Source organism: Sulfurimonas sp. (genome assembly GCF_016744025.1).
In the GTDB taxonomy this organism is placed as follows: Bacteria; Campylobacterota; Campylobacteria; order Campylobacterales; family Sulfurimonadaceae; genus Sulfurimonas.
In genome coordinates, this window is sequence record NZ_JADGFC010000010.1 from 12922 (window position 1) to 29465 (window position 16544).

The following is a 16544-nucleotide window of genomic DNA, read 5'->3' on the forward strand; positions in this document are numbered from 1 at the left end:
ATTAAATATAAGTAGTATTAATGGTCAGAAAAAATTTAAAAAAAATAAGTAAAAGTGAAAAATTAAAAGAATTTATAAAAAAATATAAGGTTCCACCTGAATATCTATCTACAAATAGAAAGATGGTGTCTAAGGCCGTTTTTATAGGTATCTTTATAGCTTTTATCCCAATGCCTATGCAAATGCTTCTTGTACTCGCAATGATGCCTTTTGTTAAGTTTAATGTACCTATTGGTCTTGCAATGTGTTGGTTAAGTAATCCATTTACAATGCCACCTATGTACTATATGGAATATCTCACAGGTTCTTTCTTTTTAGGAAGTGAACCTTTAGCAGTTGAGATGACTCTAGAATGGTTTAGCCATAACATTGATGATATTTTTATAGACTTGTACACAGGAACACTATTTTATTCTGTAGTTGGAGCTTTGGGTGGATACTGGTTGGTAAATCATTTTTGGAGAGGCTCAGTTGAGCGAGATAAAAAACTTCATCGTAAAGATAGAAAGTCTTAAGAGTTTTTCTTAAGACCTTTTATTTTAGACTTTCTTTCATAATAAACCCAAGCAATCATTGAAAATAGACTCATACCTAAACTCATAACTTGACCCTGAGTTATCATATCACAACATATATAACCAATCTGAACATCTGGAGCACGATACATCTCAGCAATTGCTCTAAAGATGCCATAACTAATAGCGTAAACTAAGATAAGTTCTCCACTAAATCGTTGGTATTTTCTGTAAGCATAAACAACAATAAAAACACCAACTCCTTCTAAAAATGCTTCATAAAGTTGAGAAGGATGACGAAGGATACCATCAACTAATATACCCCAACTAACATCTGTTTCTCTACCTATGAGCTCTTGATTTAAAAAGTTACCAATACGACCAAATACAAAGGCAAGAGGAACACTAATAGCAACAAGGTCCATAATGTTTCCAAAAGCAACTTTATGTTTTTTAGAGTATATATAAGTACTTATCAAAAAGCCAAAAATAGCTCCGTGATAACTCATTCCTCTAATGCCGACAAACTCACCATTTTGAAATGGGTTAAATATCTGCCATGGATGAGATAAATAGTATAGAGTCTCGGTATCGTAAAATAGTACATAACCTAATCTTGCACCTAAAATAACACCTATCTCTACATAGATAAAATAATTATCCATCTCTTTATTTGTAAAATCTAAGTTATCTCTTTTTATAAAGTACTTAGCAATATATAAAGCACTTACAAGAGCTAAGACATACATAATTCCATACCAATGAACAGGGAAAGAAATTATATTAAAAGCTACAGGGTCAAATGTATCGTATATATGATTCCAAGCTGTCATCTATTTTCTCAATGCCTCAGCTATAAGCTCTATTGGGTTTTTAAATACTGTCTCAACCTCTGCATAACTCATAGAAGCATTTATTTGCATTCTACAAGCACTACACTCAGCACTAACAACATCAGCTTTAGTTTTTCTAATCATTGCAGCTTTTGGAACACCAGCAGCTTTTGCGAAATGATACTTTTCACTCTGCATAGTCACACCACCAAATCCACAACAAACATTAGGATCACTCATCTCTACAATATTATAATTTTTACTAATTAGATTTCTAGGTTCAGCATGAATACCTTGCATCTTTCTAGCATGGCAAGGATCGTGATATGTTACAATCTTTGTATCTTTTTTCTTTGTCTTTAGTAATTCTTCTAGATGCGTATGATGCTGAAGCCACTCAGTTGCCATAAAGATTTTGTCTTTAATAGCAACCGCTCTTGCTTTCCATTCTGGTTGGTCATGAAAATAGTGTTCATAGTCAATCTTAAGCATTGCAGAACATGTAGCTTCTGGAACTATAATAGCTTCTACATCACTACCAAAACTCTCAAAGTACTCAATATTAAACTTTGCATTATAATCAACAGTATTAAAGTCACCTGTAAAATATGCAGGAGCAGAACAACACTTTTGATCTTTGGCAAGGAAAGCATCTATTTCTAAATGAGTTAATATTTCTAAAAGGCCTTCTCCTACATCTTTATAGTTGTAGTTACCAAGACATCCTATAAAAATAGCAACTTTTCTTTTGCCACCATTTGAGATATTCTCAGGATGTGAATTTAAAAAAGATGTTTTTTTAAGACTAGGCAGAAGTCTGTCAGCTTTTAACATTGGAATAGAAAATCTAGAGTTCATCGAGTCTATATCTGCTTTTATTTTAAAACCACAGGTTTGAAATACCCAACCGAGTTTAAAAGCTAAATCATTTATCCAACGATGACGAAGCAGTAGGAAAAAAGCTTTTTTATACCAAGCTATTCCAAACTTTTGTGCTATGTCTGAGCGAACTTGTTCTATTACCATATCCGTAGGAAGTGATTTTGGACAAACATCCACACAGTTTGTACATAAAAAACAGCTCTCAAATATATCTTTTACATTTTCATCTAAGTCTAATTTTCCTCTTTGATATGCCCCAAGAAGGTCTAAAAAACCACGAGGAGAAGTAACCTCATCGGCATTTACATTATGTATTGTACAAATAGGGATACACTTTCCACACTTTATACAATCATCAGTGATATTGGCATAATCAAAAATATCTTGAGGCGTTTTGCTCATTTTTATACCGTTTTTGAAAATGTCTTAGAATTTGCTGCATGTTTTTTCATATATGCATCAAAAGGCATTGCTATATTACGAATAAGAAGAGTTCCAGTATGGCTACACTCAATATGCTCTTCATCCATTGTTAAGAGATCATCATCTGCAAAAGGTTTAAGTGCTTCGATTGCATCTGCAAAATATGTTTTAAATTCTATATTGAAAAGTTTCTCAAATCTTCTAATGTCAAGTTTAAAGTTACTCATTAATTCCATTATTACATATTGTCTAATCTGATCATCTTCATTGAGAACAATACCTCTCTCAAATGGAAGTTTGCCTGCATCTATAGCTTCTTCATAATCACCCATTACTTTAAAGTTTTGGTTATATGAGTCTACTCCTTCACCGATAGAAGTAAGCCCTACTCCAATTAAGTCAGCTCCACCTTTTGTAGTGTAACCTTGGAAGTTTCTATGCAATTCACCTTTATCAATAGCTTTAAATAGATCATCTTCAGGTTTTGCGAAGTGATCCATACCAATCATTCTATAACCATGAGAAGTTAAGAAATCTATAGTGTATTGCATGATTTGAAGTTTTTCATCAGGAAGAGGAAGAGTTGTCTCATCTATCTTTCTCATAGTCTTCTTAAGCCAAGGGACATGAGCATAATTAAATACAGCAAATCTGTCAGGATTAAGAGTAAGAGAAAGTGCAAGTGTTTCTTTAAATGTTTCTAGTGTTTGATATGGAAGTCCATAAATCAAATCTACATTTACTGAGATCATATTATATTTTCTAGCCAAATCCATTGCATCTTTTGAAATAGCATATGGTTGAATTCTATGTACAGCAGCTTGAACTTTTTCGTTAAAATCCTGAAGACCAAAACTCACACGGTTAAATCCAGCTTCACTCATTACACGCATCTGATCTTCATCTATATGACGTGGATCTATCTCACAGCTAATCTCTGCATCTGCGCGAAAGTTTGGAAAGTATGATTTAATCTCTGCGATTATTTCTTTAAGTTGTGGAGCACTGAAGAATGTTGGAGTTCCACCACCAAAGTGCATCTGAAGAACTTCACGATTACAATCTAAATGCTTAGAAAGAATGCTTAACTCTCTTTTTAGATAATCCATATAGCGAAGCATCTTGTCTTCTTTAGAAGTAAATACAACATTACAACCACAGAAGTAACATGCATTTCTACAAAAAGGAAGGTGAAAGTAAAGACTTATTGGGCGTGAAGAGTCTTGAGCTTGCATTTTCTGAATATATTCATCGTATCCATAAGAATCACTAAATTCTAGTGCAGTGGGGTAACTTGTATAACGAGGACCTGGTTTAGAGTATTTTAAAAATTTTGAGTAATCCAGCATAAAAAATCCATTTATAGTTTAATTACCGCGATTATCTCTAAAAAATACTAATAAACCTATTAATTTATTTATCAAACTCTCCAGCTAATCTTTGATAAACTTCTGAGTTCTCTAAAAGTTCAGCATGGTTTCCAGATGCGACTATTTTACCTTTTTGAACAACTAAAATCTTATCAGCATGTTCAATCGTGCTTAATCTATGCGCTATTGTAATAGTAATCTTATCTTTTGTGTACTCGTCTAAAGCAAGCTGAATTCTTTTTTCACTTTCATTGTCAAGTGCAGAGGTAGCTTCATCAAATAGCAAAAGTGAAGAGTGTTTATATATTGCTCTTGCAATAGCAACTCTTTGTCTCTGGCCTCCGGAAAGGTTAGCTCCAAATTCTTCCATCATGGTATCTATTCCATTGTCAAGTGATGAAACAAACAGAGAAGCATCTGCTAACTTAAGTGATTCTTCTACTCTTTTTACATCTATTTTTTGACCATAAGCAACATTTGCTGCTAATGAATCTTGAAATATATATATTCTCTGACTTACAAGTGAAATGTGGTGCTTTAAAGAATCCTGAGAATAGTTTTTTATATCTTTACCGTTTACTAAAATCTCTCCACTATTTGGATCATAAAAACGAAGCAACATATTGATAAATGTAGATTTTCCACCACCACTATCACCAACAAGAGCAATATTTTCGCCTTGTTTAATATCTATACTTACATCATTTAATGCACATGTGTCATCATATTTCAAGACTACATTTTTAAATTTTATTTCTTTAATATCATTTGTTAAAAGTTCTGGACCGTCTATGATTTGATTGTCTGTATCCAAAATTTCAAAAACTCTCTCACTGGCAGCTACAGCGTCTTGTATTCTTCGATAGATTGAACTAATACGACGGATAGGTTGAAAAACTAGTCCGACAGCAGTTAAAAATGCTGTAAACTCACCTACTGTCATATTATTATCGTATACTTCTTTACCACCTACAAAGATAACCATTGCAAGTCCTGCAGCACCTATGATTTCCATCATAGGAGAAACTATTTCACCAACATAAACTGATTTCATATTTATTTTAAAAAACTTCCAGTTTTCTACACTAAATCTATCCATCTCATGATTTTGTGTTGCATTCGCTTTTATAATTTCACTATTATTAAAGACTTCTGTTAAACGAGTAACTACATCAGCACTTTTTTCTTGTGAACGATGTGAGTATTTTTTTAATTTTCTTGCTATTAAAATAAGTGGATAAATAACTACAGGAACAAGGATTAGAGAATAAAAAGCCAACATTGGATTTAAATATATAACATATCCTAAAAGTGCAACTATTGTAATACTTTCACGAAATAATTCTGGAAGCATATTTGACACAAAGTACTCTATACGACCTATATCATTTACTACTCTAGAGATAAGTTCACCACTTCTATTTTTATATAAGAAACTCATATCTAAACTTATTATTTTTGAAAGCAATATTTCTCTGAACCTTGACATGATATGTTGTCCAATATAATTCATATATACCGACTGTATGTAACGACCAATTGCTTTTACAAGATATATACCTATTAAAGCAATCGGGATAAAATATAGCATCTCTTTTTTTCGTGATATAAACATATCATCCATCAATGGTTTCATAATATGAGCAGTAGCTGTAGTTGCTGCTACAGTTAATATAATTCCAAATAAAACTAAAAGATATTGTAATTTATATTCTTTTATATATGGCCAAAAACATTTTAAAACTTTTTTCAAAAACTATCCTATTTTTTATGTGATTTGATTAGGTATTCGGTTACAGCCAATGAAGCTTTATAATACTCTTGACATTGTTTTTCAATATCAGTTGTCGCTTTAGAATCTTTAAAAGCGCCATTTTTTGCCATTATAACACCTGCATCATTAAAACCACAGTGCAGAATATTATTATCTAGTAAATTAGTTCCTATTGCTGTATAACTCTTATCATAAAGTGTTAAATTATACAAAGTAGGAAATATATCTTTATGTGAAGACGCAATAGTTGTGTCAATTTGTTCTTTTGGTTTTAATGAATCAGGGATATAGATATAAAAAGGAATTCGTTTTATTTGAGTTAGATGATTGTCATATCTCATCACTCCTTCTACTGTATTATTATCAGCAGTAACGGCTATAACACTATTTTGAGCTAGTGATGAGGCCTTAACTTCATCTAAAAAACCACCTAAACTATCAACCGCATATGCATAATCTTTGAATCTTCTTTTCACAAGATCTATATCGCCTGTTATATGATCTTTTAAATCTTTAGAAACTTCTAATCTAGTTGATTTGTAATCTTTAGGAATAGTATAAGGAGGATGATTATTAGTAGTAAGTACAAAAATAAACTGTGGTGAAGTGGCATTTTCTAACTTTTGATATACATACTTATAAAGATATTCATCAAAAACACCCCAATCATGAGAAATCGAATTAATATTTTTATTTAAAGACTTTGCAATTGCACCTTTACCTCTAGTATTATCAAATCCTTGTCTAGACATAAAACTACCCACATTTCTCCAAAACAGATCTCCACCATAAACAAAACTTGTCTCATATCCGGCGTCTTTATATACTCTTGCACTTGCTTGTTTAAAGTGAGTGTTTAAATATGAACTTTGTGCAAATGATGTTGATTTTGGTCGTGCAGTAATATTTAAAAGTGTAGGTTCAAGTGAGACTATTGTTCCATTAGAAGTTGATATAAAAGATGTAAATAAAATGTCTTCTTCAAAGTGTTTTTTAAGTCTTCCCATAATGTTGAAGCTATCACTTTGGTAATCTAGCAATGGCATTCCAAAACTCTCAACCATAACAACTACAACATGAGGAAGTCTACCTTTTAGTTTTTCATTTTTAGAAGTTTTTTGAACTAAATTATTTAAAAGATTCGTTCTGTCTATATCTGTAGTATGTTTGTAAGTCTCAAAAGCTTCTGGCATTTTGCCTTTATAACCAACAGTTTTTATAAGATTATAGTTTCCTGATTTACTTTTAGAATATTGAGTATATGAATCTAAGATTGCAAAACCTGGAGTTTGTGGTAATTTGTTAACAAGAGGGTCTTGACTAACATCAGATATGCTATATGCCAGTGGGAAAATCCCAACAGAACCTCTTCCAATAAGAGCTACACCAATTATAATAAATAAGAAAACAGATAGTTGTTTCAACCAACTTATCTCTAATTCAATTTTTTTATTGACTTTTAAAATTTTAAAAATTATAAAATATAAAAAGGTAAAAAAAACAACAAGCAACAAAGAAATAAGAGCAACGTTATAGTTGCTTATTGCTGTGCGGATTAGAGCTTCAGTGTCATCATCAAATACACCAAAAATCATTAGAGTAGAATGTTCACCAAAAAAAGAAAAGTATGTTAAATCTGTAAATGTAAAACCTGCTAGTACACTCAGAAATAAGATGAAATATAGTCTATAAAAAGAATATAAATATTTTTGAATAAAACTTATTCTTAAAAACCATATGATAAACATAAGTAACACACCTAAGGCATTAATATAAGCTACCATGCTAGCATCTAATCTAAAACCAAGGAAAAAAGCATCAAATAATTCTGAATAAGAATAATTACTCATTGTTCCATAGTTTAAAAATAAATAAAGTCTTGAAGAAAACATTAAAAGAAGAACTATTATGGAAAGTTTCAAAACAGAATAGAGTAAATTGATTAAAAAATTGAAATGTTGATATTTTTGCATTTGTAATTATACAGTTTTAATCATCTTTTTAGTAAAATACTATACTTTTACTTAAGGCGAATAATGAAAAAACGTATTTTAGTGACAGGTGGCGCAGGATTTGTAGGTAGTAATCTTTGCGAACGTTTGGCAGAAGATAAGAACAATGATATATATAGTTTGGATAATTACTTCACTGGATCAAAAAAAAATCATCTTCCTAATGTTACTTATATAGAAGGTTCAACTGTTGATATTGCAAATCTTATTACGTTTACGCCAGACATGGTATATCATCTTGGAGAGTATTCAAGAGTAGAACAAAGTTTTGATGATATTGAACAAGTATGGAAATTTAATAAAGACGGTATATTCGCTGTTTTAGAGTTCGTTCGTAAAGCAGGATGTAAAATACTTTATGCAGGTAGTAGTACAAAGTTTGGTGATGGAGGGCTTGGAAGAAGTGCTTCTCCTTACGCATGGACCAAAGCTTCAAATACAGAGCTTGTACAAAATTATGGAGCTTGGTTCAATGTTCCATATGCGATTACTTATTTTTACAATGTATATGGAAATAGAGAGATTCAAACTGGAAAATATGCAACTTTAATAGCACTTTTTAAAGAAAAAATGAAAAATAATGAAGCACTGACTATTGTCAGCCCAGGCTCTCAAAAAAGAAACTTCACTCACATTGATGACATCATAGATGGTTTAGTTCTAGTTGGTGAAAATGGTTATGGTGATGAGTTTGGAATAGGGAGTCCCGAGGCATATAGTATTAAAGAAATTGCTGAGATGTATGATGGTGAGATTCAAATGCTACCAGAGAGAAAAGGTAATAGAATGACAGCAGATGTTATGATTTCTAAGACAGAAGCTCTCGGTTGGAAACCTACAAGAACTATTAAAGAGTATATAGAAAAAGCAAGAGCCAACAATTGGCAATAAACTTTAAAGGGAATAAATGAAAGGTATTATTTTAGCAGGTGGAAGTGGGACAAGACTATACCCAATTACTAAAGGTGTAAGTAAGCAACTGGTTCCAATATATGATAAACCGATGATTTATTACCCTCTTTCAGTATTAATGCTAGCGGGGATAAAAGAAGTCCTTATAATTTCAACTCCTCATGATTTACCAAGGTTTAAAGATCTTTTAGGTGATGGCTCTGATATTGGTATGAAGTTTGACTATGTCGAACAACCCTCTCCTGATGGGCTTGCACAAGCCTTTATCTTAGGAGAAGAGTTTATAGGTAATGATGATGTCTGTTTAGTCTTAGGTGATAATATTTTTTATGGTCAAGGATTAACTGACTTATTAGCGCAAAGTGTTAAAAATGCTGAGTCAGAGAATAAAGCAACCGTCTTTGGATATTATGTAAAAGATCCTGAGCGCTATGGTGTTGCAGAGTTCAATGAAAACGGTGATGTGACAAGCGTAGAAGAAAAACCAACTAATCCTAAATCTAACTACGCAGTTATTGGTTTATACTTTTACCCTAATGATGTAGTAAAAAAAGCTAAAGATGTTAAGCCAAGTGAGAGAGGTGAGTTAGAAATAACTACTCTTAATCAAGACTATCTAAATGAAGAAAGACTTAAAGTAGAACTAATGGGTAGAGGTTATGCTTGGTTAGATACTGGGACTCATGAAAGTTTACTCGAAGCTTCTCAGTTTATTCAAACAATTGAAAATCGTCAATCTCTTAAAGTCGCCTGCTTAGAGGAAATAGCTTACGAGATGGGTTATATATCAAAGGAAAAACTTCTTAAACTAGCAGAACCATTAAAAAAAAACCAATATGGTCAATACCTCATAAGAAGGGCCCAAGAAGGTAATATAAAACGATGAAGTTTACAAGAACAGAGATACCAGACATAGTTATTTTTGAACCTGTAGTCCACGGAGATTCCCGTGGTTATTTTCTTGAAACATTTCGCCAAGATAAACTTGAAGAGTTTTTAGGTTTTAAAATAAACTTTTGCCAAGACAATGAATCAAAAAGCTCTCGAGGTGTTATACGTGCTCTTCACTATCAATTAGGTAATTCTGCTCAGACTAAACTTGTTCGCGTAATTCAAGGGAAAGTTTTAGATGTGGCAGTTGACATAAGAAAAAACAGTCCCACATTTGGTCAACATGTAGCAGTAGAGTTAAGCGCAAAAAATAAAAAACAACTTTTAGTTCCTCGTGGGTTTGCTCACGGTTTTGTAGTTTTAGAAGACGACACTATATTTGCATATAAAGTTGACAACTATTACTCACCTGAGAATGATAGAGGTATCGCTTTTGATGATGAGAGTTTAGCCATTGATTGGATTATAAAAAGAGATGAGCTTAATCTATCAGACAAAGACAAAATACAACCAAAATTAGATCAAACAGATGATTTATTTGATTATGGTGTAAACTATTATGATTAACATCTTAGTAACTGGAAGTAATGGTCAACTAGGAAGTGAACTTAAAGAAATTTCATCTAAATATTCTTATAAATTTTTCTTTACTAATAGAGATTACCTTGATATTACAAATAAACAAAAGATCCTAAATTTTATAAAAATAAACAAAATTTTTGTAATCATTAATTGTGCAGCATATACAGAAGTTGATAAAGCACAATCTCAAAAAGAGTTAGCAAATAATATCAACAATGAAGCTGTTAAGAATTTGGCAACAATCTCAAAAGAACAGAATATAAAACTTATTCATATATCAAGTGATTATGTATTTGACGGAAAAAACTATAAACCATATATAGAAACTGATAATAGAGACCCTAGTAATGTTTACGGTTCAACTAAACTTGCTGGTGAGCTTGCTATGCAAAAAACAAATCCATCTAACTCTATAATAATACGAACCTCATGGGTCTATTCATCTTTTGGATCAAACTTTGTAAAGACAATGCTTCGTTTAGGAAATGAAAGAGATGAATTAGGTGTTATTTTTGACCAAATCGGAACTCCAACATATGCTAGAGATTTAGCTAAAACTATTTTAGAAATCATTCCACAAATCAATAATTTAAATGCAGAAATTTATCACTATTCCAATGAGGGTGTTTTATCTTGGTATGATTTTGCCAAAGAGATTATGAAAATGGCTAAAAAGGGGTGTAGTATTAATCCAATAATGATAAAAGACTATCCTACCCCAGCTAGTAGGCCGCACTATAGTTTTTTAAATAAAACAAAAATAAAACAAAAATTCAATATAGAAATTCCATTTTGGAAAGACAGCTTAGATGAATGTCTAAAAGTTTTAGGAGAAAGAAAATGAAAAATATTTTAGTAACTGGATGTGCTGGGTTTATAGGGAGTAACTTTGTCCCTTACTTTTTAGAAAAATATCCAGAATATAATATTATAAACCTTGACTTACTTACTTATGCAGGTAACTTAGCAAACCTAAAAGGGTGTGATAATAATCCTAAATACAAATTTATAAAAGGTAATATCTGTAATAGAGATTTAGTTGAGTTTATATTTCAAGAATATGACATTAATGGAGTAATACACTTTGCGGCAGAATCTCATGTTGATAACTCAATTATAAATCCGGGAATATTTATAGAAACAAATGTAAATGGAACTTATACCCTTATTGATGTTGCTAAAAACTATTGGATGGATTCTTCGTTTCATTACAAAGAAAAGTATAAAGAGTCTAGATTTCATCATATTAGCACAGATGAAGTATACGGAACACTAAACGAAACTGATCTTTTTACAGAAGAGACACCTTACTCTCCAAACTCACCTTATTCTGCTTCTAAAGCTAGTTCAGACATGATTGTTAGAAGTTACCAAGAAACTTATGGATTAAACACTGTTATTACAAATTGTTCAAACAACTATGGACCAAAACAGCATGATGAAAAGTTAATTCCAACTATTATTAGAAAAGCTCTCTCTGGTGAAAATATACCAATATATGGAGATGGAAAAAATATACGAGACTGGTTATATGTGCTGGACCACTGTAAAGGTATAGATTTAGTTTATCACGCAGGAAAAGAAGCCAATGTTTATAATATTGGTGGAAGGAATGAGAGGACAAACCTTCAAATTGTAGATGCTATCTGTACAATTTTAGATGAAAAGGTTCCAAAAGACTCTAGCTATAAAGAACTTATAACTTTTGTAGAGGACAGAGCTGGACATGATAGAAGATATGCTATAGATGCAACAAAACTTGAAACACAACTTGGTTGGAAAGCAAATGAGAACTTTGACAGTGGAATTATTAAAACTATTGAATGGTATTTACATAAATATGAAAAAGATTAACTAAGAAGTTTAAGCTTCCTAATAATATGATTTATTTTCTTCACTAAATTTTGAGAATACCACATAATGCAATTACTCCCCCATATATAAACTGAGTAGTAATAAAGAATTTTCAATACATCCTAAGCTTTTTACTAAACCATTGTAGATTGATTATATTCAAATAATTATTTAGATATAATCAGTTAAATATATCCCCTTAAAAGGAACGACTTTTTCATGAAAAAATCAACAGCTGTCATATGTTTGTCTCCTAATAAAGGTGGTATGGAATTAGCAGCATTAAAACTAGCACTCATATTATCTAAACAATTAAATATAACACTAATCATTCAAAAAAATAAATTTATGCATGAACAATGTTTGAAAAATGAAGATTATAAAAATTTAAATTTTAAAACAATCACTTTTAAATCTACACTTAGCTTCTCTATTATATTTGGTACAAGAAAAATAATAAAAGACCATGATATTAAAAATGTTATTTTTGTCGGTGCTTCAGAGTTAAAATCTTTATATTTTTCTTTTTTAGGACTTGATATCAACTTGATTATAAGACATGGAACAACAAAATCAACGCCTAAAAAAGATTGGTTTCATAGATTAATTTATTCGGATGTAAATTATCATGTCGCTATATCTAAACATCTTTCAAAAAATGTAAAAAAAATCGTTCCCTTAACTAAAGAAACAAAATTAGTAACAATATACCCATCCATGCCAAAACCAATTTCTAAAAAACAAAAGACTAATAATGATAATCTTAAATTACTTCATGTAGGTAGAATAACTCAAGGAAAAGGTTTAAAAGAAGCTCTTCAAGCTTGTCAAATTTTAGAACAACATAATATTAGCTTTACTCTTGACAGTAATGGTGGCATGTCAGATAAGTATGAAAGAAAATTTAAATTTTTCTTAAATTCTCTTTCATATAAAGAATCATTTAATCTTTGTGGTTTTACCAATGTCATATACGATGAATATCCAAAACATGACATATTTATATTTCCCACCAAAGGTGAAGGTTTTGGAAATGTCATGATGGAGGCCATTTCACATGGTATAATCATATTATCCTTTGACAATACAGCAATAAGTAACTTTAAAGATATGGGCTTTCATATTCACTTAGTTGAAGATGCAAATCAAGAAGCTCTTAAAGATGAACTTCTGTATATAGCTAAAAATTTAGAAGAAGAAAAAGAACAAGCTTATAAAAATATTAAAAAAGCTAAAGTTATTTTTTCATCAGAGCGTGAGATCATGGAATATGTTGATCTGTTAAAGTAGCCTAAACCTATATTTATAAGCCATAAAGAAAAATAATAACAAAAACTTTACAATGTTATATTATAAAAATTAAAATAAAGAAAGAGATAAATGATAATACTAAAAAATATTTTAGAAAATAGATACTATTCATACTTTATGCTTTTTTGCATCTTTTGCTATGCATTTTTTAATATCAAGTATAGTCGTGTTGGAGATATTTTTTTAGCTTTATTTTTAATTGGTAGTCTTCCTATATTTGCGATTCATAAAGATATAATATTCAAAAATCCAATTATAATAATACTGATTATGATTTTAATTGCACAAGTTTTAAGTTGGATAAACAGTCATATATATATACCGGAAATTGCAGACAAAACACCAAAATTAGATAGGCTTGCAAAGTTGTTTGTATTTTTCTTTATAGCTTACTGGCTAAAAGCCAATATTAAAAATACAATTCTACTTTGGTTATTTTTTATTTTTGGTTTTTTATTCGCTATTGCTACAAATATAAATTTTATGTCTATTATTGAACTTGTATTGAATCAACAAAGAATTGGATTTTTGATTAAAAACTCACAGTTTGATTCTATGCTTGCTGGTACTAGTTTATTAATGTCCCTGTCATTTTTTTACTTAACAATAAAATCATCTATTTTTGGTAAAAAATCAAAAGCAGCACTTCTATTTGCTATTTTATTATTAATCATATTCTTTACCTATATAGTTCTTATAACTCAGTCACGACAAGTATGGCTCGGTTTGATTAGTGCTTATATAGCATATGCCATCTCACATATTTGGATTAACAAAAAAATTAACTTCAAAGTACTAATAATAAATTTTTTATCTATTAGTACTTTGCTTATTGTATTGGGGAATACTGAAATAATGCAATATAGAATTATGTCAGAACAAGATGTCGTAGAATCAATTTTTATAGAAAAAAAAGATATAGAAATGTCAAGTGTTGGTATAAGAATCAACTCTTGGCTTGATGCTAAAGACTGGATTTTAAAACACCCTATAATTGGTTTGGACTCGGAAGCAATTTCAGAGGTAATACAACAATCAAAAAGATTTAGTAAAGAATTAAAAAAAGAATATGGGCATCTACATAATTTCTTTATTGAAACATTAGTAGCATATGGATTTATTGGACTACTTTTAATTTTTGCTATGTATTATTTTATTATTTTAAGTATTAAGGATTCCGATTTATCAGATAATAATAAACAATATTATTTATTGACCTCAATATCTTTTTTAACATACTGGCTAATTATTAATAACTTTGAAACATTCAACAGTAGAATAATAGGTGTATCTACTCATAATATTATTTTTGCCAGTTTTTATACATTCCATATAACAAAGTTTTTTAAAAAAAACAGTATAAATAACTAAATACAATGTTGACTTAAACCTTCGTCACAAATATACTTTTTATTTTTTTTATTTTTTTTAAACTTATCCCATTCTTCTTCTGAAGTAGGATTGTCTTGTTTTTTATGATATAAATGAAATGTATTTGCCACATTTTTACAAGAATAAAGATTAAGCCCAAATGCACGAAACCTCCAATCCAAATCCATATCATCAGGTAATGAAGATTCTCCATAACTTTCATCAAAACCATTTATGGCTAGCATAGCTTCTTTATAACAAGAGAAATTACAACCAATTAAGCTTGTATTTCTTTTTCTTTTGGCCATAATATTTTTGTAAATAAAAGAGCTTGCATCTATATGCACTCCCTGTTCAAATCTGGCATTTTTATCAAACATCAAACCAAATCCGAATATAAAATAGAATTTCTCCAATATATACGATGAAAGTTCTTTGGTTCTAAGTTTTTTTGTAAGTTTTGCATTTAAATTTACTCTTCTTCCGGCTAAAACTCTATCTTTTTGAGCTAAATCAATATGTCCTTGAACAAAGCTGGAGTATGGAATAATATCACCATCTAAGAATATTAAGTATTCACCACTTGCTTTTAAAATTCCATTATTTTGTGATCTTGATTTTCTAACACCATTATCTTCTTGAAATGTATGTTTAACATCCAAGTCTTTTACAGATTTGATATATGTTTCCATTTCAATAGAGTTATTGTCTTCAGCTACTATAACTTCAAAATTTTTATACGTCTGTTTTTTCAATGCTCTTATTATTAAATCTAAGGATTCTATATCTTTATATACCGCTATTATTATACTAACTTTCACACTAGCTCTTTTAAAATAATTTTTAATTTTTCAAACTGCAATTCATTTGAAAATTTCTCTTTACACTTATCTTGTCCTCTTTTTGCTATACTTAATGTTAATTCTTTATTGTTAATCAATTTTTCAATTGAAGAAGCCAAGCTTTCACAATTTTCACTTTCGAATAGTAAACCTGTTTTTTCATCATCTACTATCTCAAGAACTCCGCCACTATTTGCTCCTATAACAGCTGTTCCTACTTGCATTGCTTCTATTAAAACTAATCCAAAAGTTTCTCTCTTAGATGCAAGAACAATAGCATCACACACTTGGTAAAAATGATGCGGGTTCTTCATAAAGCCTAAAAAGTGGATTCTATTTTCCAAACCTCTATTTTTTAAGTCTTGATTTAATATATCAAGATATGATTTTTCCATAGCATGTCCAACAAAATAAGCATTAACACTCATCCCTTGTTGAGCTAAAATATCAACTGCTTTTATTAGTAGATGTTGCCCTTTTGCTTCATTTATACGACCTACCATTCCAAGATTAAAACTCTTATTATCAAAAGCAAGTTCTTCTTTTAATTTATACACTTCATCAATATTAAGCATTTTAGATTTATCCGAACCCATATATAAAACTTCAATTTTTGGGCATATATCTTCAGGTATAAATTTTTTTAATTGATTTTTTACCTGATAGGTAACTGGCAAAAGTAAATCCATGTTTTTATACATTAGTCTGTGATAAAAGTCATCTTTAAATCTAGTCATTGTCATATTTCTAGTTTGAACAATTTTTGGTTTTTTCTTTGAAAGTATTTTAGCCAATACAACAAACGGAATATCTTTAGTCCAATGTATATGAATAACTTCTACATTTTCTTTATCTATAATATTCGCAAGTTTTTTTGCTGCATTAAACATAAAAAGATTAGATGATTTATTAATTTTTATATATTTATCATTTTCATTATAATATTTTTCTAGCTTTGAGTTTTCATTTATA

15 protein-coding genes are annotated in these 16544 nt (G+C 30.2%); 8 read left to right on the top strand and 7 right to left on the bottom strand.

Features of this window, described 5'->3' with window-relative positions; translation table 11 throughout:
* Positions 1 to 20 precede the first annotated feature (20 nt).
* Positions 21 to 515 (top strand): DUF2062 domain-containing protein, encoded by a 495-nt coding sequence (locus tag QZZ48_RS02985; protein WP_294961817.1) that lies wholly within the window; start codon positions 21 to 23, stop codon positions 513 to 515.
* Here the strand turns inward: QZZ48_RS02985 and lgt are convergent.
* The 5 genes from lgt to QZZ48_RS03010 form a co-directional block, all read right to left on the bottom strand.
* A complete protein-coding gene (lgt, locus tag QZZ48_RS02990) occupies positions 512 to 1348 on the bottom strand; it encodes a prolipoprotein diacylglyceryl transferase (protein WP_294961819.1) in 837 nt (278 codons plus the stop codon). The genes QZZ48_RS02985 and lgt overlap by 4 nt on opposite strands.
* A complete protein-coding gene (locus QZZ48_RS02995) occupies positions 1349 to 2632 on the bottom strand; it encodes a (Fe-S)-binding protein (RefSeq protein ID WP_294961821.1) in 1284 nt (427 codons plus the stop codon).
* A gap of 2 nt (positions 2633 to 2634) precedes the next feature.
* Positions 2635 to 4002 carry an oxygen-independent coproporphyrinogen III oxidase gene (gene hemN, locus QZZ48_RS03000; protein WP_294961823.1) on the bottom strand — a complete coding sequence of 456 codons (1368 nt, stop codon included), beginning with the start codon at positions 4000 to 4002 and terminating at the stop codon, positions 2635 to 2637.
* A 64-nt stretch (positions 4003 to 4066) separates the two neighbouring features.
* Positions 4067 to 5776, bottom strand: a complete 1710-nt coding sequence (locus QZZ48_RS03005; protein WP_294961825.1) for an ABC transporter transmembrane domain-containing protein — start codon at positions 5774 to 5776, stop codon at positions 4067 to 4069.
* Between the two features lie 8 nt (positions 5777 to 5784).
* The gene (locus tag QZZ48_RS03010) at positions 5785 to 7647 is read right to left on the bottom strand and encodes an LTA synthase family protein (protein WP_294961827.1); all 1863 of its coding nucleotides are present in this window, start codon (positions 7645 to 7647) and stop codon (positions 5785 to 5787) included.
* Positions 7648 to 7833: 186 nt separating this feature from the next.
* Between QZZ48_RS03010 and QZZ48_RS03015 the strand changes: the two genes are divergently transcribed.
* The 7 genes from QZZ48_RS03015 to QZZ48_RS03045 all read left to right on the top strand — a co-directional run bounded on the left by QZZ48_RS03015 (position 7834) and on the right by QZZ48_RS03045 (position 14730).
* Positions 7834 to 8700 carry an NAD-dependent epimerase/dehydratase family protein gene (locus tag QZZ48_RS03015; RefSeq protein WP_294961829.1) on the top strand — a complete coding sequence of 289 codons (867 nt, stop codon included), beginning with the start codon at positions 7834 to 7836 and terminating at the stop codon, positions 8698 to 8700.
* Positions 8701 to 8716: 16 nt separating this feature from the next.
* Positions 8717 to 9607, top strand: a complete 891-nt coding sequence (gene rfbA, locus QZZ48_RS03020) for a glucose-1-phosphate thymidylyltransferase RfbA (RefSeq protein ID WP_294961830.1) — start codon at positions 8717 to 8719, stop codon at positions 9605 to 9607.
* Positions 9604 to 10179, top strand: coding sequence for a dTDP-4-dehydrorhamnose 3,5-epimerase (rfbC, locus tag QZZ48_RS03025; RefSeq protein ID WP_294961832.1), 576 nt, complete (start codon positions 9604 to 9606; stop codon positions 10177 to 10179). The genes rfbA and rfbC overlap by 4 nt, the downstream gene beginning before the upstream one ends.
* A complete protein-coding gene (rfbD, locus tag QZZ48_RS03030) occupies positions 10172 to 11038 on the top strand; it encodes a dTDP-4-dehydrorhamnose reductase (protein ID WP_294961834.1) in 867 nt (288 codons plus the stop codon). The genes rfbC and rfbD overlap by 8 nt, the downstream gene beginning before the upstream one ends.
* Complete coding sequence (rfbB, locus tag QZZ48_RS03035) at positions 11035 to 12048, top strand: dTDP-glucose 4,6-dehydratase (protein ID WP_294961835.1); 1014 nt, start codon at positions 11035 to 11037, stop codon at positions 12046 to 12048. The genes rfbD and rfbB overlap by 4 nt, the downstream gene beginning before the upstream one ends.
* A gap of 219 nt (positions 12049 to 12267) precedes the next feature.
* Positions 12268 to 13338, top strand: a complete 1071-nt coding sequence (locus QZZ48_RS03040; RefSeq protein WP_294961837.1) for a glycosyltransferase — start codon at positions 12268 to 12270, stop codon at positions 13336 to 13338.
* 90 nt (positions 13339 to 13428) lie between these two features.
* Complete coding sequence (locus tag QZZ48_RS03045) at positions 13429 to 14730, top strand: O-antigen ligase family protein (protein ID WP_294961839.1); 1302 nt, start codon at positions 13429 to 13431, stop codon at positions 14728 to 14730.
* Here the strand turns inward: QZZ48_RS03045 and QZZ48_RS03050 are convergent.
* Both QZZ48_RS03050 and QZZ48_RS03055 read right to left on the bottom strand, forming a co-directional pair.
* Positions 14727 to 15551: a glycosyltransferase gene (locus QZZ48_RS03050; protein ID WP_294961841.1), complete on the bottom strand. Its 825-nt coding sequence runs from the start codon at positions 15549 to 15551 to the stop codon at positions 14727 to 14729. The genes QZZ48_RS03045 and QZZ48_RS03050 overlap by 4 nt on opposite strands.
* A partial coding sequence (locus tag QZZ48_RS03055) for a glycosyltransferase family 4 protein (RefSeq protein ID WP_294961843.1) occupies positions 15548 to 16544 on the bottom strand: 997 nt, incomplete at its 5' end. The genes QZZ48_RS03050 and QZZ48_RS03055, both read right to left, overlap by 4 nt.